We start from the raw sequence: 19,882 nt of genomic DNA, 5'->3' as shown, positions 1-19,882 counted from the left end.
CATCACGAAAGGGTTCACGCGCATGTTGGAACCGGTCGGAAAAACCTCTGTTATTGCGGTAACCGGGAAACACCGACGGAGGATGTTGCGCCATGCGCCGAATCATACATAACACGACGGCGATAGCCGCCTGCCTGTCTATCTTCGCCTCAGGCGCGGCAATCGCCGAAACAGCCGTCCAGCCGAACCCATCCTACAGGGTGGCGCAGGCGCAAGGGCAAGGAAACGATGTGTCGCCGCAGGATGAAGGCACGCTGAAGAAGCTGATCGAGGCGGAAAAGCAGAAACAGGCCCGGGAAAGGGCGCAGAAGGAAAAGCAGGCCGAGGCGCAGAAAAAGTCGCGCGACGAAAAGAAGCCTGACAAGACCAAGGCGGAAAACGGCAAGAAGAAAGATGCCGCGTCCGGGTCGGCCAAGGCCAAGGCCAAGGAAGACAAGCGACCCGCCAAGGCCGATCGCGCCAAGGATGGCACCCGCCCGAAGGAAAAGGCCGCCGCGCGCAAGGCCGAGGACGCCAAGCGCCCCGCGCAGGCTGATCGCGCCAGGCAGGAACAGCGGCCGCGCGGCAAGGATGACCGCCAGGATCGGGCGGCGAAGGACAAGAAACGGAACGATGGCGACCGCGCCAAGGGCCGTGCCGAAGCCGTCAGGGACGAGAACAAGGCAGACCGTGCCCGTGAGCGCGACGACCGCAAAGACCAGGGCCAGGGCACGCTGGGCAAGGCGATCACCGACGCCAAGTCCAGGCAGCGTCGTGAGGCCGATGCTGGCCGGCGGCTGGTGCTGGCCAGGGGTGAGGTGGCGCGCAAGCGCACCGGCACCATGCCCGGCCTGGGCGCCGTCCTGGCATCCGAGATCGATGGCGGACTGCGCGATGGCGATCTGAAATGCCTTTCGGGAGGAAGCTATCCCTGTGGCGACCGCGAGGCGATGATCACGCCGAAGGGCGTGCTGGTCGAACGCTCGGATGATGGCCAGTTGCGGCTTGCGCCCGCAGATTCGCAAATGTTCCGCGCCAATGACAAGGGCGATCTGGTCCGGCGCGTGGCCGAGGAAGGCAACCGCGAGACCGAAGGCGCCCGTCAGGCCGCGCGCGAGACGAAAGCCTCGGATGCAAAGGCCCTGCTGGACGGGCTGACCGGTCAGGTGACGCGCGACAAGGTAACGCGCGACAACTCGCGCCAATCGTCGCAGGATTTCCAGACTTCGCTGCTCAATGCGCTGCAGCAGAAAGACGGCAACCGTCAAGCGGCGAAGAAGGACGGCAATGACAACAACGATCTGACCAAGGCTCTGGTGCTGGGACTGGGCGCGCTGGCGGTCGGATCCTATCTGAACAACAACCGTCAGGTGGCGCTCAGCTCGCCCGACCGTGTCGTCGTCACCCGTGCCGATGGCTCGCAAGAGGTCATCAAGGACGAGGTGGCGCTGCTGCGCCAGCCCGGATCCGACATCACGACCGAGAATTTCGACGATGGCTCGTCGCGAACCATCGTGACGCGCCCGGATGGCAGCAAGGTCGTCACCATCCGCGACGCCGATCTGCGGGTGCTGCGCAGGACACTGATCTCGCCCGACGGCCGCTCGACGCGGCTGATCGACGACACCAGGACGGTGGCGCCCGTCAACATCGCGGCCTTGCCGGCGCCGGCCCAGCCCGTCACCCAGCCCGAGACGCAGATGGACGAGGCGGCGCTGCGCGCTGCCCTGCAGCAAGAGGCGAATGTGGACCGCCGCTTCACGCTGAGCCAGATCCGCAACATTCCCGAGGTTCGCGCACTGGTCGCGCCGGTCGATCTTGACGCGATCACCTTCGACACCGGCTCTGCCGCGATCAAGCCCGACCAGGCGCGGCAATTGTCGACGCTGGGCAATGTCATCCAGGAGGCCGTCGCCAAGAACCCGCGCGAGATCTTCATGGTCGAGGGATATACCGATACCGTCGGCTCGGATCCGATGAACCTGGCGCTGTCGGACCGGCGCGCCGAATCGGTCGCCCTGGCACTGACGGAATATTTCGATGTGCCGCCCGAAAATCTCGTCGTGCAGGGCTATGGCGAGCAATATCTGAAAGTCCGGGCCGAGGGCGATATTCGCGCGAACCGCCGCGCGTCGGTGCGCCGCATCACCGATCTGTTGCAGACCGCCCAGGCCGAGTGATCGCCGCCACAGACAATGAGAAGGCCCCGGTCACGCCGGGGCCTTCAATCATTCGAGGCCGCACCCTGATGCTTTACAGGTGGCGCGGAAATTCGATCTTCGGGCAGCGGTCCTGCACCACCGTGATGCCCCGCGACCGGGCCTGATCGGCGGCTCCGTCATGGCGTACGCCAAGCTGCGTCCAGATCACCCTGAGCTCGGGCAGCACCGCCAGCGCCTCGTTCACGATGTCGGGCACGGCCGAGGAACGGCGAAAGATGTCCACCATGTCCACCCGCGCGTCGGGCGGAATTTCGGACAGGCTGGCATAGACGGTTTCGCCCAGAATTTCCTCTCCGGCATTGCCGGGATTGACCGGGATGATCCGGAAACCCTGTGCCTGCAAATAGCGTGCGACGCCCCAGCTTGGCCGGGTTTCATCGGCCGACAGGCCGACGACGGCGATGACCTTCGCGTCATGGGCGATCCGGGAAATATCCCTGTCGTCGTCCAGGTCGATATCCATGGCGAGCCTCCTTCCTCAACCGCAGGTCGTAGACCCATTGCATAGAAAAGGCGCCCGGTCCAGAATTCTGGCCGGGCGCTAGTCGCGGAACGAGGGACAGTGATCCGAACATGACCGTTCCGGGGCCATGTTCTGACAGACAAATGGGGATCTGCGGCGAAAAGTTCCACCCCTTTCGCGAATTCGTGATTCGCGTTTCCGCAATGCGTGACGGCCCGCGAACAGGGCGTTGCGTGCATCATCGCATCCGCGACAGCGTTTCCCGGGCCTGCATGATGACCTCGCGCGGCGCCGACAGAAGCTGCCTTTCGGCCGCCGCTGAGCGCAAGAGATACAACCGCTTGCCGATGATGACGAAATAGCGCGGATCGCCCTTCTGCTTTGTGCCCTCGGCCAGCGAGACAGGGCAGAGGCCGCCGAAACCGGGCGCATAGGATCGCGGATCCGCTTCGAACCGGGCACGGTTCTCTTCGGTGGCGAAATGCCAGATCTTGCCCTGCCACATCGTCGCGATATCGGTCCGGCCAGGGATCGGCCGCCCCGATTTCTGGTAGCTGACCACATCGTATCCGCCAAGCGCCCAGATCTGCGCGGCGGCCGGAATGACCGAAGCGAAAACGAGCAGAAGCGACAGGATCAGGGGTTTCATGTGGCCGGACGAATATTGGGGACCCGTCCTCATTGGCAGGGACGGCGGCGATTCTCAACGCCCACACGCAAATCGTCGCAGGGAAGTGAAGTCAGCGTTGTGCCGCCGCATACAGCGCCACGGCGGCCGCGTTCGACACGTTCAGCGACCCGAAATCGGCGGCAAAGGGAATTCGCGCCACGTGATCGCAGCTTCTGGTGGTCAGATCGCGCATTCCCGGCCCCTCGGCCCCCAGAACCAGACAGATCGCGCGGCCGTCCAGATCGCTCAGCAGATCGGGCAGGGGCCGGCTGCCGCTGCCATCCAGACCGATCAGCACGAAGCCCATCGCCTTCAGTTGCGACAGCGCCTCGGCCAGGTTCGGCACCCGCAGATAGGGCTGCCGTTCCAGCGCGCCCGAGGCGGTCTTGGCCAGCGCGCCGGTCTCGGGCGCGGAATGACGGGCGGGCGCGATCACCGCGCGGGCGCCGAACACCTCGGCCGAACGCAGGACCGCGCCGATATTGTGCGGGTCGCTGACCCGGTCCAACGCCACCAGCAGGGGGCGCGCCTCGCCCGGTGCCTGGCGCAGCGCGACTTCGCTGAGACTGCCCCATTTCAGCGGCTTCACCTCCAGCGCGGCACCTTGATGGACGCTATCGGGGGACAGCGGCACGGTCTTGGCGAAGACGCGCGGATCGGTGATTTCGGGCGTCATGCCGGACAGATCGCCCAGCCGGTCCACGGCGTTGCGCGTGGCCACCAGACGCAGTTTTTCCCGCGCCGGATTGGCCAGCGCGTCGCGGACCGCGTGCAGGCCGAACAGCCAGACCGTCTCGGCCGCCGCCGCGCGGCGGGTGCGTTCCTTGTCAATCACCCATGCGGGCTTTCTGGGTTTTCCGGGTCTGTCGGCCATCTGCGGATCCTTTCGCATGCTGTCCTCTTGCGCGTCCCGGAAGGGCTGTGCAAGCCCCGGCCGATGAGGGCGGGAAATCCGCTTGACGGCCTTGGGCGTCGCGGCTAATCACGCCCCCACGCCGAAGGCTGTCGGCGGGCGACGTGCTGCAAGGTGCGGCAGCGGACTGTAACTCCGCCGGGGAGACCCATGCCTGGTTCGATTCCAGGGTCGCCCACCATCTTTCATCAGATCAAGTGCTTCGCCGCTGGTTGCATCTGGCGAGACCTGCCTTGAAATCTTGCCGCCGACCGGCTGCCTCCTGTCATTCATCCACGACGTTCAGGATCTGCGGTAAGGCGGGGCAGGGAAGCAGCTGGTTCTTGGCCACGTCGCCCAGCGTGTGATTGTGCAGGAAGACATAGACATGCGCCGACAGGCTTTCCCACAGCCGGTTCGACAGCGTTTGCGCCCGCGATCCCGACACCCCGCCCGAGGCCCCGGCGCCGACATGCATGGCGCTGACGGTTTCGTCGACCGCCTCCAGCACCTCGGCGATGCGGATCGTTTCGGCCGCGCGGGCAAGGCGATACCCGCCGCCGGGGCCGCGCACCGAGGTCACCAGACCCGAGCGTCGCAGCCGCACGAAAAGCTGTTCCAGATAGGGCAGCGAGATGTCCTGGCGTTTCGAAATCTCGGCCAGCGAAGTCATCTCGTCCTGGCGCGCGATCGCCAGATCGGTCAGCGCAATGATGGCATAGCGCCCCTTGGTCGACAGTTTCATCGCCCGCTCTCCCCTCGCCGTGCACGCCGCATTGACGGGTGTCGCACGGCTGCGTTATGCCGCCGAGGCCCGTTTCTTGCGCAATCGGTGCCGGCTTCCCAGATGATACGGTCTAGAAGCCGGACGCGAAGGCGTCAAGGAACCACCAAGTTCGTGAAGGACGACGATGCCAGAGCTGATTTTTCCCGGCCCCGAAGGCCGCCTCGAGGGCCGCTATCACCCGCAGCCGGGCAAGCCCGACGCCCCCATCGCCATCGTCCTGCATCCGCATCCCCAATACGGCGGCACGATGAACAACCGCGTGGTCTATAACCTGCATTATGCGTTCCATAACATGGGCTTCACCGTGATGCGGTTCAATTTCCGCGGCGTCGGGCGTAGTCAGGGCGAATTCGATCAGGGGATCGGCGAATTGTCCGATGCCGCCTCGGCGCTGGACTACCTGCAGGCGATGAACCCGAATTCCAAGCATTGCTGGGTGGCGGGGTTCAGTTTCGGCGCCTGGATCGGGATGCAGCTTTTGATGCGACGCCCCGAGATCACCGGCTTCATCAGCGTCTCTCCGCCCGCGAACATGTATGATTTCAGCTTTCTCGCGCCCTGTCCCTCGTCGGGGCTGATCGTCAATGGCACCGCCGACCGGGTGGCGCCGCCCAAGGACACCCACACACTGGTCGGCAAGTTGCGCGAACAGAAGGGGATCACCATCACCCACGAGGAAATCGAGGGCGCTGACCACTTTTTCCGCGACGACGAGACGCATATGAATCCGATGATCGGGCTGGTGCAGAACTATGTCCGCCGGCGCCTGACCGAAAGCAGCCGCTGAGACGGCCGTGTCGGATCGTATCGCCCGCCAGATCGCCTTTCTGTGCGAGGCGGATCGGCTGAAAACGGTCCGCCGCGCGAATGTGCTGATGGATCTGTCGCGGTCCGAGAACAGCGCCGAACATTCCTGGCACGCCGCGCTGTGGGCGATGGTGTTCGGCGGATCGGACCGCGCCATCGCCATGCTGCTGCTGCACGACCTGGTCGAGATCGATGCAGGCGATCAACCGATCCATCTGGATCACGATGCCGCGGCCCTTGCCCGGGCCGAAGCCAGGGCGGCCGACCGCATTTTCGGGCTTGCAGGCGATTCAGGCGATTTGCGCGGACTCTGGGCCGAATTCGAGGCGGCCGCCTCGTCCGACGCGAACTTTGCCAAGCGCATGGATCACGCAAATCCGTTGTTTCAGGTCGTCTCTGCTGCCACGCCGCGGCCCGATCACGTCCGGATCGTACAGGCCAACTTGAATGGCGGCCGCGCCAGGCGATTGCGGCAGGACTGGCCCGAGGCGGCTGCGGCCGCCGAAGCCCTGATGCGGGGCCGCGCCGTGCCCGACGGCGATCTGGCACGGCGGCTGGCCTTTCTGGCCGAGGCCGATCGGCTGAAATCGGTCTATCGGGCCAATACGCTGATCGACGGGTCGCGGCGCGAGAACAGCGGCGAACACAGCTGGCACGTGGCGCTTTACGCGCTGGTCCTGGCCGATCTTGCCAAGGGCGCGGTCGATATCGGCCGGGTGATCCGGATGCTGCTGATTCATGATCTGGTCGAGATTGATGTGGGCGACGTGCCGCTGCATTCGGCCCAGGGTCAGGCCCACGGATCGCCCCGGATTCAGGCGGCCGAAGCCCGCGCCGCGCGCCGCATTTTCGGACTTCTGCCGCAGGATCAGGCCGCCGAATTGCTGGCGCTGTGGACCGAGTTCGAGGCCGCGGCGACACCGGACGCGGTTTTCGCAAAGGCCCTGGATCGCTGTCAGCCGGCCGTGCAGAACCTGCGCTCGGGCGGAAACGGCTGGCGCGAATATGCCGTCACGCTGGGCGATATCGAAACCCGGGTCGGAACCAGGATTGCCGCCGGGGCACCCGGCCTTTGGTCATGGCTGCATGGCGAGATCAAGGGATGGTTCGGCTGAGCCACTCAGACCACCAGCGGGCGGGCATTGGCGTTGTGGCGATCGACCAGGTGGCGTGCACGCTTGCCGGTGGCAAAGGGCCGCGCCGCGGGAAAGGCGTCGCTGCGATCGCGCAAATCCGGAAACAGGGTAAAGATTTCCTCGGCGACCGGTCCCAGAGACAGCAGCGCCTGCGGGCCGGGATAGAGTGATTCGGTCTCGGCCCCGTTCGACAGCACGATTTCGTGCTGGTCGAACATCAGATGCAGATAGGTCACCTCATCCAGATCCGCGGCCGGCTCGATGCCAGGCATCTCGGTCATCTGCTTGGCCGCAACCAGCAATTCGGATGCGCCGAACATGCGCTGCGCGATGGGTGAGCGGACCAGAACCCGGTGCTGGGGCGACACGACCAGATCGTGACGTGGCAGGCCGTCGCCCAGGGCGCCCACGCGGATGCGGATGGGGCGCATCCGCGGCATCGCCGCCAGCGCCGGCGGATCCAGTCGGCGCCGTCCGACCCAGCGGATCGGCTGCAAGCCGTGATCGCGGGTCCAGACCAGATCGCCCGGCACCAGATCCTCGACAGCCCGTTCGCCCCGATCGGTGAGGATCATCGTGCCCAGGGTAAAGCAGGGCGGGGTGACGGTCGCGAACGAGGCCATGTCATGGCGCCCGGCATAGGCCGCATTGTAATTGACGTTGAAATCCTGCGCCCGCGGCAGCGCGATCGAGACGATGGGATAGGTGGTCACGGCCGCGACCTCGGCCTGCGTGCTGTCCTGCACCGGCGGCGGAATCATGAAGACGTTGCCCGATGTGTCCTGGAAGATGCGGACCATGCTTTTGACCGTATCGGTCCGGCCATCGGGCAATAGGCGGGTGATCGCGACCTCGGTGGCGGTGAAGGCGCCATCGATCTCGTGCGAGGCGGTTTGCGTTCCGTTCAGCGAATAGCTGATCTTTTCCTGCTCGCCCCGCCAGTTGTTCGTCAGCAACTGACCATCGCCGTTGTCGTCCTGCATCGTGACGGCGGTCAGCTTGCCGTAAAGCGGATCCTCGGCGCTGCCGAAGGATTTCCCGGCAAAGATCCGTGTCGCTTTTTCCGAGGCAAAGCTGCGTTCGTCAGGATCGATGTCCGCGAACTGGCCCAGATGGATCATGTTGTAGGTCGGGTATTCGATCATTTTGAAACCATCCACGCTGAAAACTCGACGATGGCTATCACGTCCGACCTGGAAACGCATGGGGATTGAGTTTGAAAATTTATTAAAATCAGGTTGTTAACCTAAAAATAACGCCCGCGGAACGCTGATTGCATACAGTCGCATACATTCTTTCCTTTCGCGACCGGACGGGGTATGACCGCGGCAATCCGAATCCAACGCCAAAGGGGGCATCATGTCGAAAATCAAGGTAGAGAACCCCGTCGTCGAGCTTGATGGCGACGAGATGACCCGCATCATCTGGGATTTCATCAAGCAGAAACTGATCCTGCCCTATCTGGATATCGACCTGAAATATTACGATCTGGGCATCGAGGAACGCGACCGCACCGACGATCAGATCACCGTGGACGCGGCCGAGGCGATCAAGAAGCACGGCGCCGGCGTCAAATGTGCCACGATCACCCCGGATGAGGCGCGCGTCGAGGAATTCGGCCTCAAGAAGATGTGGCGCAGCCCGAACGGCACGATCCGCAACATCCTGGGCGGCGTGATCTTTCGCGAACCGATCATCTGCAAGAATGTGCCGCGGCTTGTACCGGGCTGGACCCAGCCGATCATCGTCGGTCGCCACGCCTTCGGCGACCAGTATCGCGCCACCGATTTCCGCTTTCCCGGCAAGGGCAAGCTGACCATCAAGTTCGTCGGCGACGACGGCGAGACGATCGAGCACGAGGTGTTCCAGTCGCCCGGTTCCGGCGTCGCGATGGCGATGTACAACCTCGACGATTCGATCCTCGACTTCGCCCGCGCCAGCATGAACTACGGTCTGAACCGCGGCTTGCCGGTTTATCTGTCGACCAAGAACACGATCCTGAAAGCCTATGACGGTCGCTTCAAGGATCTGTTCCAGAAGGTCTATGAGGAGGAATTCGAAGATCGCTTCAAGAAGGCCGGCATCACCTACGAACACCGGCTGATCGACGACATGGTGGCCAGCGCGATGAAGTGGTCGGGCGGCTATGTCTGGGCCTGCAAGAATTACGACGGTGACGTGCAGTCGGACACGGTTGCGCAGGGATTTGGCAGCCTGGGGCTGATGACCAGCGTGCTGATGACGCCCGACGGCAAGATCGTCGAATCCGAGGCCGCCCACGGCACCGTCACGCGACATTACCGTCAGCACCAGCAGGGCAAGGCGACCTCGACCAACTCGATCGCATCGATCTTTGCCTGGACGGGCGGGTTGAAGCACCGTGCCAAGCTGGACGGCAATGATGCATTGCTGAACTTCGCCACGACGCTGGAGAAGGTCACCGTGCAGACGGTCGAGGATGGATTCATGACCAAGGATCTGGCGCTGCTGGTCGGGCCGGATCAGGAATGGTTGACCACGATGGGCTATCTGGAAAAGGTGGATGAATACCTGAACAAGGCGCTCGCCTGACCGCACGCGCCATCTGATCCCGCCGATCGTTCCGGGCGCGGGGGTGCCGACTTCGCAAGGCCGCGCGGATTATTCCGCGCGGCCTTTCGCTTCGCGCAGGCCCGTCAGCAAAGCGGGCAGGTCGCGCGCGCCTGTTTCTGCGTGACGCACGAGCTGGTCGAAATGCGTCGTCAGGATGCGGACCCGGTCGCTGTCCCGGAAAACCAGGTAATTCTGACCGATGTAGATGGCGGCCATCAGCGGCCCGAACACCGTCAGCGGCGCCGAGAACAATTCCCGCGCATCGAAAAGACAGACCCGCAGCGAGGGATAGAGCTGTTCGGTCACCTCATGCACATGGTCAAGCTGGGCATCGCGCAGGGCGCCGGGCAGATCGTCGTAATAGCCTTCGCCCCGCGCCAGCGCCTCGAGTTCTTGCCGCGGCATGGCGATCTCCAGGTCCGATGCGGTCTGCCGCATCCAGTCCAGCCGCCTTTCGCTTGCCTCGATCGCCTGTTCCGTGCTGCGGGTCCGGTGTCGGGCATATTCCCATCGCAGCATTTCATGGGTTTTCAGCATGTCGGGAAGGCCAGTGGGCACGTGGCGGATCTTGTAGCCCGCGGCCTGCTGATGCCATTGGTAAAGCTGATCGTCGATCAGCGCCCGCGTGGCCGCCGTCACCTGCAACGAGGCATCGACCAGATCGGTTGCCATCTGCTGATGTTCGCTGAGACCCAGCAGCCAGTCCGTGCTGATCCCGAAATGCCGCGCGGCCGAGGCAACCAGATGCGCGCCGGGCATCCGCCCGCCCTCATCCGCAAGAAATTGCGACACGGTCGACCGATCCACGCCGATCGCACGGGCCAGACCTGACTGCGTTTCGCCGGTCTCTGCCATGATCCGCGAAAGCCTGCGCCGCAATTGCCGCGCAAGATCGCGCCTGTCCACAAGATTCTTCATGTGGTGACAATTATCACGCTTTGCGCCTTTATGCTAACAATGTTCGGAATTCTGTGCGGGTCGGCCGGATGATAGCCCTGTCGCAATCCCGAACAGAAGGAGCAGGACATGGAAACCCGTCGCCGATCCCTGACCAAGGCCGTTCTCTGGCAGATGCTGGGGCTGGTCGTGATGACGGTGGTGGGCCTTTTGGTGACCGGTTCGGCCAGCGCCGGCGGGTCTATCGCTCTGATCAACGCGGCGTTGGGAATCGTTCTCTACACGGGCTACGAACGTCTGTGGCAGCGCATCGGCTGGGGCAGGGCCGCGCGGCCAGCCACCGCCGCCCGCCGCGCATAGCGGGCGCGGACAGCGGCCCGCTTTCCAACGGCGACGAAATCCGCTATCGCCTGCGCAGCAAGGACATTCCCGTCTCGTCCCGCCCTCCGGAGCCCGTCATGAAAGCCGCGATCATCACCTTTCCCGGATCCAATTGCGACCGCGATCTGGCCATCGCACTGGAACGCGCCGGGGCCCGCGTGGAACGGGTCTGGCACAAGGACGATTCGTTGCCCGAAGGCACCGATCTGGTCGGCGTGCCGGGTGGGTTTTCCTATGGCGACTACCTGCGCTGCGGAGCCATCGCCGCGCATTCGCCCATCGCCGCGCCGCTTCGCGACCACGCCCGAAGGGGTGGCTTCGTGCTGGGCATCTGCAACGGCTTTCAGGTGCTGACCGAACTCGGGCTTCTTCCTGGCGCGTTGATGCGCAATCGGGGGCTGACCTTTCTGTGCAATCCGGCGCGGCTGAACGTGGCCACGACCGCCAGCGCCTTCACAGCCGGCTATGCCGCCGGACAGCAGATCACCATTCCCGTGGCCCATCACGACGGCAATTATCAGATCACCGACAACGGGCTGGCCGAACTGCGCGACCAGGACCGGATCGCATTCACCTATGCGCCGGGCATCAATGGTTCGATCGCCGATATTGCGGGGATCCTGTCGGAAAACCGCCGCGTTCTGGGGCTGATGCCACATCCCGAACGCGCCGCCGATCCCGATCTGGGCGGCACCGATGGCGCGGTGCTGTTCCGGTCGCTGGTGGACCATCTGGTTCACGCCTGACTTGAGCGATCGTCCTTCTGGGCCTAGATTGCGACGATTACAGGATTTTCGCCGGATGAACCCGTGACCGAGGATCAGGACAGCGGCGCCTTGGACGAAGGCGCGCGCGCGGGCCGGCCCCAGCCCGCCAATCCGTGGTGGCTGCGCCTGGCCATCGCGCTGATCTTCCTGACGGCGCTGGCTTCCATCTGGACAACCAACACCTGGCTGACCGAGCGGTTTTCCGAAAATACCCGTGTCCGATCGGAATTGCGGCTGGCGTTGTATACCGGCAATCTGATGTCGGAATTGCAGCGCAATCAGGTGGTTCCGCTGCTGCTGGCGCGCGACCCCACGCTGATCCAGTCGCTGCAGGGCAACGAATTCTCGATGACCTCGGCACGGCTGATCGAGGCGCAGAAGGAAATCGGCGCGGCCTCGATCCGGCTTCTGGACGCTTCCGGGCGCACGGTCGGCTCGACCGACCGCTATCAGCTTGGCAGCAACAACGCACTGGCACCTTATTATGTCGAGGCGCTGCGCTCGCGCGACACGGTCTTCACGGTCTCGAATCAGGGGTCCGGTGCCTTCGAATTCACCTATTCGCGCGCGGTGGTGGCCGATGGCAAGACGCTGGGCGTGATCGTGGTGGGCGCGGATCTGACCCGGCTGGAACGGTCCTGGGCGGGGATCTCGGACGCCGTTGCGGTGACCGACAGCGAAGGCACGATCATCCTGGCGACCGAGCCGCGCTGGCGCGGGCTGACCATGCCCGAGGCGCTGGCGGTGCGATCGGCGCCGTCAGCGATCCAGCGGGCATTCCAGGTCACGGCCGACTGGACCAGCCCCCCCGCCGACGCCTATCTTCAGGGCCGCGCCGTGATGCGCAACGAATCGCGGATCCCGTTCCGGGGCTGGCGGATGGTCAGCTTCACCACCTATGTTTCGATCCGCGAGCGTGTGAACGCCGTCCTCGCGCTGGAAATCATGGGTTTTGCGATCCTGCTGGCGGGCACCTTCTACGTCCTGTCGCGTCGGGCGCGGCGGCAATCGGCCGCCTATATGCGCGAATCGGCCGATCTGCGGGCCCTGAACCTGCGCCTGACCCGAGAGATCACGGAACGCGAACGGGTTCAGAAAGAGCTGCGGGTGGCCGAGCAGACGGTCCAGCAAAGTTCGAAACTGGCGGCTCTGGGCGAGATGTCGGCCGGTGTCAGCCACGAACTGAACCAGCCGCTGGCCGCGATGAAGACCTATCTGGCCGGCGCGCGGCTGCTGCTGCAACGCGGCCGCGGCGAAGAGGCATTGTCCAGCTTCCAGCGCATCGACGATCTGATCGAGCGGATGGGCGCGATCACCCGGCAGCTGAAATCCTACGCCCGCAAGGGCGGCGAGGCGGTCGAGCCGGTCGATCTGCGCGCCGCGGTCAGCAGTGCGCTGACGATGATGGAACCTCAGCTTCGCGCGCGCACGATCCGCGTCAATCGCAACCTGCCGCGCGGCCGCGTGATGGTGCTGGCCGACCGTATCCGGCTGGAACAGGTCATCATCAACCTGCTGCGGAACGCGATCGATGCGGTCAGGGACCGCCGCGAGGCGCAGATCGACATCTCGGTCGAGAGCGGCTCTCACGCCTATGTGTCCGTGCGTGACAACGGACCGGGTGTTTCCGACCTGGAAAAGCTGTTCGAACCGTTCTGGACGACGAAGAAGCCCGGTGAAGGAACCGGATTGGGCCTTGCGATTTCCTCTACCATCGTGGCGGATTTCGGGGGGCGCCTGACCGCACATAACGAAACCGGGGGCGGCGCCGTCTTTCAGGTCGAGTTGCCCCTGCACCGGCCCGGACGATCGCGCGAGGCGATGGCCGCCGAATAAGAACAAAGAGAGAGGATGCCCGATGTCCCGCAAGCTGAAGATTGCGATTGTTGACGACGAACCCGACATGCGGGAATCGATCAGCCAGTGGCTGGTCCTGTCGGGATTCGACACCGAAACCTATGCCAGTGCCGAAGATGCCCTGAAGGTCATCGGGGCGGACTGGCCGGGCGTTGTCGTGTCCGATATCCGCATGCCCGGCATGGACGGGATCGCGTTCCTGAAGCGGCTGATGGGGCTGGACTCGGCGCTGCCCGTGATCCTGATCACCGGCCACGGCGATGTGCCGATGGCGGTCGAGGCGATGCGGTTGGGCGCCATGGACTTCATGGAAAAGCCGTTCAATCCCGACAAGATGACGCAGCTGGCCAAGAAGGCCACTCAGGCGCGGCGGATGACGCTGGACAACCGCGCCCTGCGCCGCGACCTGTCGGAGGGCCAGCAGGTCATGTCCAAGCTGATCGGATCCAGCCCGGTCATGGAACGCCTGCGCGAGGATATCCTGGATCTGGGGCAGGCGGATGGGCACGTCCTGATCGACGGCGAGACCGGAACCGGCAAGACGCTGGTCGCCCATGCCCTGCACGCGGTGGGTCCGCGCGCAACGAAGAAATTCGTTCCCGTCTCCTGCGCCGCCTATAACGACGAGGCGTTGGCCGCGCGGCTGTTCGGTCCGATGGAGGACGGCCTGCCGGCGGTCGAGGAAGCGCGCGGCGGCACCCTGTGCCTCGAGGATGTCGAGGCGCTGTCCGAAGGGTTGCAAGCCCGCCTGCTGGCATTCATCAGCGAACAGGGAACGCCGGCCGAGACCCGCATCATCGCCATCTCGAACGCCCGAGGCGAGGGCCGCAAGGCCGAGGATTCGTTACGTCCCGACCTGTTCTATCGCCTGTCGGCGCTGAAGATCGCGCTGCCGCCGCTGCGCGCGCGCGGCGAGGACATCTTGCAGCTTTTTACCCGCATGACCGAACAGTTCAGCGAGGAATACGGCTGCGAGCCGCCGCAGGTCAGCGCCCAGGAAGCCGCGCAATTGCTGCAGGCGCCGTGGCCCGGGAATATCCGCCAGCTGATCAACGTGGCCGAACGGGCGGTGCTGCAGAACCGGCGCGGGTCGGGATCCATCGCCTCGCTGCTGATGGCCGATGGCGAGGATACGCAGCAGGCGACCACGACCGAGGGCAAGCCGCTGAAGGAATATGTCGAAAGTTTCGAGAAGATGCTGATCGACAATACCATGCGCCGCCACAAGGGCAGCATCGCCGGGGTGATGGACGAATTGTGCCTGCCGCGCCGGACGCTGAACGAGAAGATGGCCAAATACGGCTTGCAGCGCGGGGATTACCTGTAGGCGGATTTGAACCGGGGGCGGTCTTCGCCCCCGGAGCTCCCCTTCCCCTGCTGGTAACAGCACACGGGTCACAAACACATCTTGCAGGGACGCGCGAACCATACTCGTCAAACGATCCTCCCCCGATCCGGCCGACAGGGCCGAAGGGGACGGACAACACCAACCGGTCCCACGCTACCATCCGCAAACCCGCCGGACGGTGATTGAGCAAATGCAGCAAATCCGGTGGGAGAACAACTTGTCCTTATGGTCAACTGTCGGGTGCACGGGCTCTCTGGTGGGCCTTTGTCTTGCGATCGTCCGCGCGCGGGTTTAACCCCTCGAGGACATCGAAAGGCAGCACGATCATGAGCCAGGACGCGTTTCGCCCCCGCACCAGGGCCGTTCATCACGGCACCCGCCGCAGCCAGTATGGCGAAATGGCCGAGGCGATCTTTCTGACGCAGGGTTTCGTCTATGACAGCGCCGAACAGGCCGCGGGTCGCTTTGTCGAATCCGGCCCTGACGAATTCATCTATGCCCGCTACGGCAATCCGACCAGCCGCATGTTCGAGGACCGGATCGCCGCGCTGGAAGGGACCGAGGATGCCTTTGCCACGGCCAGCGGCATGGCGGCGGTCAACGGCGCGATGTTTTCGTTGTGCGTGCCGGGCGATCACGTGGTCGCCGCCCGCGCGCTGTTCGGATCCTGCCTTTACGTGCTGGACCTGCTGCGCAGGTTCGGGATCGAGGTCAGCTACGTGGACGGCACCGACCTGGAGCAATGGAAAACCGCGATCCGGCCGGGCACCAGGGCCGTCTTCTTCGAATCGGTCTCGAATCCGGGGCTTGAGGTGATCGACCTCGCCGCTGTGGCCGACCTGGCTCACGCGGCGGGCGCGCAGGTCGTGGTGGACAATGTTTTCGCCACCCCGGTCTTTTCGCGCGCGGTCGAACTGGGCGCCGATATCGTGGTCTATTCCGCGACCAAACATATCGACGGCGGCGGACGTGCCCTGGCCGGGGTGATCTGCGGCACGCGCGATTTCATCAGGGGAACGGCCGAGCCCTATCTGAAGCATACCGGCGGCGCGATCAGCCCGTTCCACAGCTGGCTGATGCTGAACGGCCTGACCACGATGGACCTGCGCGTGCGCGCGCAGGCCGAGGCGGCCGGGACCATCGCCGGCGCTCTGCAAGGCCACCCGGCCCTGTCACGGGTCATCTATCCGGGCCTTGCCGATCATCCGCAGCATGATCTGGCCATGGCGCAGATGGGATCCGGCGGGACGATGATCGCGATCGAGCTGGCCGGCGGCAAGGACGCCGCCTTCGCGGCGCTGAACCGCCTGCGGATCGTGAAGATCTCGAACAATCTGGGCGATGCGAAATCCATCGTCACCCATCCGGCGACGACCACCCATCAGCGCCTTTCGGACGAGGCCCGTGCGCATCTGGGCATCACGTCCGGTTTGCTGCGCCTGTCGGTCGGGCTGGAGGATCCGCAGGATCTGATCGCGGATCTGGTCCAGGCCCTGGAGGGGTGATTCCGCGCCGTTGCCGGTTCCGGGGCTGATTTGTCGCATCCGGACCTTTAGAATGGCACCGCCCGGCCCCATATTTCCGGGGCTGCTCAAGGGGAATGTCCTGCATGACCGAAGCCCGTCCGATGATCCCGGCCTATCCGGCGCTGAGCCGTGACTATGACGCCGAATTCCGCGCCGATGCCGATTACAGGCAGGGAATGCCCGATCTTCAGAACGGCCCGGCCAGCCTGATCGTGGGCGCGCGGGCGCCGATCCAGCATGTCGGCATCTCGAATTTCCGGCTGCCGATCACCTATCAGACCCGCGACGGCGGCGAGATCGTGCTGGAAACCAGCGTGACCGGCACCGTTTCGCTGGAGGCCGACCGCAAGGGCATCAACATGTCCCGGATCATGCGGTCCTTCTACGCCCATTCCGGCCACCTGTTCAGCCTCAGGGTGCTGGAGGCGGCGCTGGACGACTACAAGACCGATCTGGACGCCTTCGACGCACGGATCCTGATGCGCTGCTCCTACCCGATCCGGGTCGATTCGCTGCGTTCGGGCCTGTCCGGCTGGCAGTATTACGACATCGCCCTGGAAGTGGCCGAACATCGGGGTCAGCGTCTGCGGATCATGCATTTCGATTATGTCTATTCCTCGACCTGCCCCTGTTCGCTGGAATTGTCGGAACATGCGCGCGAGGCGCGTGGAAGGCTGGCGACGCCGCATTCGCAACGCTCGATCGCGCGGATATCAGCGGTGATGACGGGGCCGGAAAAGGTCTGGTTCGAGGATATGGTCGACATGTGTCGCCGCGCCGTGCCGACCGAGACGCAGGTCATGGTCAAGCGCGAGGACGAACAGGCTTTCGCCGAACTGAACGCCGCGAACCCGATATTCGTCGAGGACGCGGTGCGGGCCTTTGCCAAGGGATTGCTGGACAATCCGCAGATCGGCGATTTCCGGGTCGTCGCCAGCCATCAGGAATCGCTGCATTCCCACGATGCGGTCAGCCTGCTGGTCGAGGGGTCGACCTTCGCCCAATCCTCTCTGGATCCGATGACCTTCGCGGGAATGCGGGCTTAGGCTTGCGTCCCGCGACGGCCGGGGACTTCGCGTCCCCCGGACCCCCTGCGGGATATTGTCACCAAGACAAATTCAGGAACGCAAGGTGAACAAGGCTTTCCTTGTGCCAGCGCCGGCCCTATGTTGACCTGATGCAACTTCTGGACGATTCCGACGATTTCGATGGGGTCCCGCTGTCACAGCGGGCGATGGCCGCGCGGCCCGCGCCCTATCTGGACGGTCTGAACCCGGCGCAGCGTACCGCCGTCGAGGCGTTGGACGGACCCGTCCTGATGCTGGCGGGGGCGGGAACCGGCAAGACGCGGGCCCTGACCACGCGAATCGCGCATCTGCTGATGTCGGGCAAGGCCCGGCCGGGACAGATCCTGGCAGTGACCTTCACCAACAAGGCGGCGCGCGAGATGAAGGAGCGGATCGGCCGCCTGCTGGGCGAGGTGGTCGAGGGAATGCCTTGGCTGGGCACCTTTCACAGCATCAGCGTCAAGATCCTGCGCCGCCATGCCGAACTGGTCGGCAATGGCGAGTTGCATCTGAAGCCCAGCTTCACGATCCTGGACACGGAAGACCAGATCCGACTGATGAAGCAGTTGATCCAGGCCGAAAATCTGGACGAGAAACGCTGGCCGGCGCGGCAGCTGGCCGGGCTGGTCGATGGCTGGAAGAACCGCTGCCTGACCCCCGCGCAATTGCCGCGCGGCGAGGCGGCGGCCTTCGACGGCTGGGGCGGGCGGCTGTACCAGGCCTATCAGGACCGGCTGCTGACGCTGAACGCTGTCGATTTCGGTGATCTGCTGATGCATTGCGTGACGCTGTTCCAGGCCCATCCCGACGTGCTGAAAGGGTGGCAGGACCGGTTCCGCCATATCCTTGTGGACGAGTATCAGGACACCAACGTCGCGCAATATCTGTGGCTGCGGCTGCTGGCGCAGGGGCATCGCAACATCTGCTGCGTGGGCGATGACGATCAGTCGATCTATGGCTGGCGCGGGGCCGAGGTGGGCAATATCCTGCGCTTCGAGGCCGATTTCCCCGGCGCCCGGGTGATCCGGCTGGAACAGAATTACCGGTCCACGCCGCAGATTCTGGCGGCCGCCTCGGGGCTGATCACGGCCAATGCCGGGCGGCTGGGCAAGACCCTGTGGACCGATGCCGAGGACGGCGAGAAGGTGCGCCTGATCGGGCATTGGGACAGCGAGGCCGAAGCGCGCTGGATCGGCGAGGAGATCGAGGCTTTTCAAGGCGGACATCGCGCCGCGTTCGGCCGCGTCGGTTTGAACGACATCGCGATCCTCGTGCGCGCGTCTCACCAGATGCGCGCCTTCGAGGACCGTTTCATGACGATCGGCCTGCCATACCGGGTGATCGGCGGCCCCCGCTTCTACGAGCGGCAGGAGATTCGCGACGCCATGGCCTATTTCCGCCTGGTGGTCAGCCCCGAGGACGATCTGGCCTTCGAGCGGATCGTCAATACGCCCAAGCGCGGGCTTGGCGACAAGGCGGTGCAGACCATCCAGGCGGTCGCGCGCCGCAGCGGTGTCAGCCTGCTGGAAGGCGCGCGGATCGTGGTCGAGGAAAAGCAGCTGGGCGGCAAGGGGCTGGCCAATCTGCGCGATTTCGTGGGCGGCATCGGCCGCTGGCACGCCGACGCCATCGACAGCGCCGCAAGCCATGTCGAACTGGCCGAGCGGCTTCTGGACGAATCCGGCTATACCGCGATGTGGCAGAACGAGAAGACGCCCGATGCGCCGCAGCGGCTGGACAACCTGAAGGAACTGGTCAAGGCGCTGGAGGAATTCGACAATCTTCAGGGATTCCTGGAGCATGTCGCACTGGTCATGGATCGCGACGACGGCGAGGCTGGCGAAGAAGTCAGCATCATGACCCTGCACGCCGCGAAAGGTCTGGAATTTCCGCTGGTCTTTCTGCCGGGATGGGAGGACGGGCTGTTCCCGAACCAGCGCGCCATGGACGAGCAGGGCACCAAGGGGCTGGAGGAGGAACGGCGGCTGGCCTATGTCGGCATCACCCGCGCCGAGCGGCTGGCCACGATCAGCTTCGCGGGCAACCGGCGGCTTTACGGGCAATGGCAATCCTCGATGCCCTCGCGTTTCGTCGATGAACTGCCCGAGGATCACGTCGAGGTTCTGACTCCGCCGGGACTTTATGGCGGCGGCTACGGCGCCGCGATGGCCTTTGCCGGGGCCAATGCCGGCACCGAGATGCATGACCGCGCGGCCCGCGCCGACGTCTACAATTCTCCGGGATGGAAGCGGATGCAGGCGCGGGCGGCCGACCGCAAGCCGCCCGTGCATCGGATGCCCGTCACCATCGACGCCGAACCGGCGGCGCGGTTCAGCGTTGGCGATACGGTGCAACACGCGAAATTCGGCGAGGGCCGGATCATGGGAATCGCCGAGGATACGCTGACGGTGCAATTCGCGGCGGGCTTCAGGAATATCAAGGCCGCCTATGTGCAGCCCGCCGAGGGCGAACAGGACGTGCCGTTCTAGCA

The 19,882-nt window shown here is 64.6% G+C and carries 17 protein-coding genes and 1 tRNA gene; 12 read left to right on the top strand and 6 right to left on the bottom strand.

The annotated features are described in order from the left end of the window. Nucleotides 1-230 precede the first annotated feature (230 nt). Entirely contained in the window at nucleotides 231-2,159 is a 1,929-nt protein-coding gene (locus AC13CR_RS14040; protein ID WP_292953438.1) for an OmpA family protein, read from the top strand. A 73-nt stretch (nucleotides 2,160-2,232) separates the two neighbouring features. Here the strand turns inward: AC13CR_RS14040 and AC13CR_RS14035 are convergent, their stop codons facing one another. From AC13CR_RS14035 to AC13CR_RS14025, 3 genes are all read right to left on the bottom strand, one after another. Then, nucleotides 2,233-2,664: a CoA-binding protein gene (locus AC13CR_RS14035; RefSeq protein WP_292953435.1), complete on the bottom strand. Its 432-nt coding sequence runs from the start codon at nucleotides 2,662-2,664 to the stop codon at nucleotides 2,233-2,235. A gap of 238 nt (nucleotides 2,665-2,902) precedes the next feature. Beyond that, entirely contained in the window at nucleotides 2,903-3,313 is a 411-nt protein-coding gene (locus AC13CR_RS14030) for a YHS domain-containing (seleno)protein (protein ID WP_292953432.1), read from the bottom strand. Nucleotides 3,314-3,404: 91 nt separating this feature from the next. Next, on the bottom strand, nucleotides 3,405-4,208 hold the full coding sequence (locus AC13CR_RS14025) for a TrmH family RNA methyltransferase (protein ID WP_292953429.1): 804 nt from the start codon (nucleotides 4,206-4,208) through the stop codon (nucleotides 3,405-3,407). 136 nt (nucleotides 4,209-4,344) lie between these two features. Here AC13CR_RS14025 and AC13CR_RS14020 point away from each other — a divergent pair. After that, a tRNA-Tyr gene (locus tag AC13CR_RS14020) sits at nucleotides 4,345-4,428 on the top strand. 84 nt (nucleotides 4,429-4,512) lie between these two features. Here AC13CR_RS14020 and iscR read toward each other — a convergent pair. Then, entirely contained in the window at nucleotides 4,513-4,971 is a 459-nt protein-coding gene (iscR, locus tag AC13CR_RS14015; protein WP_292953426.1) for a Fe-S cluster assembly transcriptional regulator IscR, read from the bottom strand. 166 nt (nucleotides 4,972-5,137) lie between these two features. Here iscR and AC13CR_RS14010 point away from each other — a divergent pair, with 166 nt between their 5' ends. Both AC13CR_RS14010 and AC13CR_RS14005 read left to right on the top strand, forming a co-directional pair. After that, on the top strand, nucleotides 5,138-5,800 hold the full coding sequence (locus tag AC13CR_RS14010; RefSeq protein ID WP_292953423.1) for an alpha/beta hydrolase: 663 nt from the start codon (nucleotides 5,138-5,140) through the stop codon (nucleotides 5,798-5,800). A gap of 7 nt (nucleotides 5,801-5,807) precedes the next feature. Further along, complete coding sequence (locus tag AC13CR_RS14005) at nucleotides 5,808-6,935, top strand: HD domain-containing protein (protein ID WP_446233764.1); 1,128 nt, start codon at nucleotides 5,808-5,810, stop codon at nucleotides 6,933-6,935. A gap of 5 nt (nucleotides 6,936-6,940) precedes the next feature. Here the strand turns inward: AC13CR_RS14005 and AC13CR_RS14000 are convergent, their stop codons facing one another. Continuing rightward, nucleotides 6,941-8,101 (bottom strand): Hint domain-containing protein, encoded by a 1,161-nt coding sequence (locus AC13CR_RS14000; RefSeq protein ID WP_446237612.1) that lies wholly within the window; start codon nucleotides 8,099-8,101, stop codon nucleotides 6,941-6,943. Nucleotides 8,102-8,315: 214 nt separating this feature from the next. On the opposite strand from AC13CR_RS14000, the gene AC13CR_RS13995 reads away from it, so the two are divergent. After that, nucleotides 8,316-9,527: an NADP-dependent isocitrate dehydrogenase gene (locus AC13CR_RS13995; protein WP_292953414.1), complete on the top strand. Its 1,212-nt coding sequence runs from the start codon at nucleotides 8,316-8,318 to the stop codon at nucleotides 9,525-9,527. Between the two features lie 69 nt (nucleotides 9,528-9,596). Here the strand turns inward: AC13CR_RS13995 and AC13CR_RS13990 are convergent, their stop codons facing one another. Then, nucleotides 9,597-10,466 carry a helix-turn-helix domain-containing protein gene (locus AC13CR_RS13990; RefSeq protein WP_292953411.1) on the bottom strand — a complete coding sequence of 290 codons (870 nt, stop codon included), beginning with the start codon at nucleotides 10,464-10,466 and terminating at the stop codon, nucleotides 9,597-9,599. A gap of 108 nt (nucleotides 10,467-10,574) precedes the next feature. Between AC13CR_RS13990 and AC13CR_RS13985 the strand changes: the two genes are divergently transcribed. The 7 genes from AC13CR_RS13985 (at nucleotide 10,575) to AC13CR_RS13955 (ending at nucleotide 19,880) form a co-directional block, all read left to right on the top strand. Then, nucleotides 10,575-10,805, top strand: a complete 231-nt coding sequence (locus tag AC13CR_RS13985) for a DUF2061 domain-containing protein (protein ID WP_292953408.1) — start codon at nucleotides 10,575-10,577, stop codon at nucleotides 10,803-10,805. A 98-nt stretch (nucleotides 10,806-10,903) separates the two neighbouring features. Continuing rightward, complete coding sequence (gene purQ, locus AC13CR_RS13980; RefSeq protein ID WP_292953405.1) at nucleotides 10,904-11,572, top strand: phosphoribosylformylglycinamidine synthase subunit PurQ; 669 nt, start codon at nucleotides 10,904-10,906, stop codon at nucleotides 11,570-11,572. Between the two features lie 63 nt (nucleotides 11,573-11,635). After that, nucleotides 11,636-13,429 carry a sensor histidine kinase gene (locus AC13CR_RS13975; protein WP_482900891.1) on the top strand — a complete coding sequence of 598 codons (1,794 nt, stop codon included), beginning with the start codon at nucleotides 11,636-11,638 and terminating at the stop codon, nucleotides 13,427-13,429. A gap of 22 nt (nucleotides 13,430-13,451) precedes the next feature. Beyond that, entirely contained in the window at nucleotides 13,452-14,777 is a 1,326-nt protein-coding gene (locus AC13CR_RS13970; RefSeq protein WP_292953402.1) for a sigma-54-dependent transcriptional regulator, read from the top strand. A 347-nt stretch (nucleotides 14,778-15,124) separates the two neighbouring features. Next, complete coding sequence (metZ, locus tag AC13CR_RS13965) at nucleotides 15,125-16,303, top strand: O-succinylhomoserine sulfhydrylase (RefSeq protein WP_292953399.1); 1,179 nt, start codon at nucleotides 15,125-15,127, stop codon at nucleotides 16,301-16,303. Between the two features lie 104 nt (nucleotides 16,304-16,407). Then, nucleotides 16,408-17,370 (top strand): GTP cyclohydrolase FolE2, encoded by a 963-nt coding sequence (gene folE2 / locus AC13CR_RS13960; protein ID WP_292953396.1) that lies wholly within the window; start codon nucleotides 16,408-16,410, stop codon nucleotides 17,368-17,370. 131 nt (nucleotides 17,371-17,501) lie between these two features. After that, nucleotides 17,502-19,880, top strand: a complete 2,379-nt coding sequence (locus AC13CR_RS13955) for an ATP-dependent helicase (protein ID WP_292953393.1) — start codon at nucleotides 17,502-17,504, stop codon at nucleotides 19,878-19,880. Nucleotides 19,881-19,882: the final 2 nt, after the last annotated feature.

Source organism: Paracoccus sp. L-17 (genome assembly GCF_056857655.1).
The sequence above is the reverse complement of the archived record's forward strand: the minus strand, read 5'-3'. Positions and strand labels throughout refer to the sequence as shown.

Coding starts and splice junctions, on each gene's coding strand:
- AC13CR_RS14035 (WP_292953435.1), bottom strand. CDS start 2,664: ATGGATATCGACCTGGACGACGACAGGGATATTTCCCGGATCGCCCAT.
- AC13CR_RS14030 (WP_292953432.1), bottom strand. CDS start 3,313: ATGAAACCCCTGATCCTGTCGCTTCTGCTCGTTTTCGCTTCGGTCATT.
- AC13CR_RS14025 (WP_292953429.1), bottom strand. CDS start 4,208: ATGGCCGACAGACCCGGAAAACCCAGAAAGCCCGCATGGGTGATTGAC.
- iscR (WP_292953426.1), bottom strand. CDS start 4,971: ATGAAACTGTCGACCAAGGGGCGCTATGCCATCATTGCGCTGACCGAT.
- AC13CR_RS14010 (WP_292953423.1), top strand. CDS start 5,138: ATGCCAGAGCTGATTTTTCCCGGCCCCGAAGGCCGCCTCGAGGGCCGC.
- AC13CR_RS14000 (WP_446237612.1), bottom strand. CDS start 8,101: ATGATCGAATACCCGACCTACAACATGATCCATCTGGGCCAGTTCGCG.
- AC13CR_RS13995 (WP_292953414.1), top strand. CDS start 8,316: ATGTCGAAAATCAAGGTAGAGAACCCCGTCGTCGAGCTTGATGGCGAC.
- AC13CR_RS13990 (WP_292953411.1), bottom strand. CDS start 10,466: ATGAAGAATCTTGTGGACAGGCGCGATCTTGCGCGGCAATTGCGGCGC.
- AC13CR_RS13985 (WP_292953408.1), top strand. CDS start 10,575: ATGGAAACCCGTCGCCGATCCCTGACCAAGGCCGTTCTCTGGCAGATG.
- purQ (WP_292953405.1), top strand. CDS start 10,904: ATGAAAGCCGCGATCATCACCTTTCCCGGATCCAATTGCGACCGCGAT.
- AC13CR_RS13970 (WP_292953402.1), top strand. CDS start 13,452: ATGTCCCGCAAGCTGAAGATTGCGATTGTTGACGACGAACCCGACATG.
- metZ (WP_292953399.1), top strand. CDS start 15,125: ATGAGCCAGGACGCGTTTCGCCCCCGCACCAGGGCCGTTCATCACGGC.
- folE2 (WP_292953396.1), top strand. CDS start 16,408: ATGACCGAAGCCCGTCCGATGATCCCGGCCTATCCGGCGCTGAGCCGT.
- AC13CR_RS13955 (WP_292953393.1), top strand. CDS start 17,502: ATGCAACTTCTGGACGATTCCGACGATTTCGATGGGGTCCCGCTGTCA.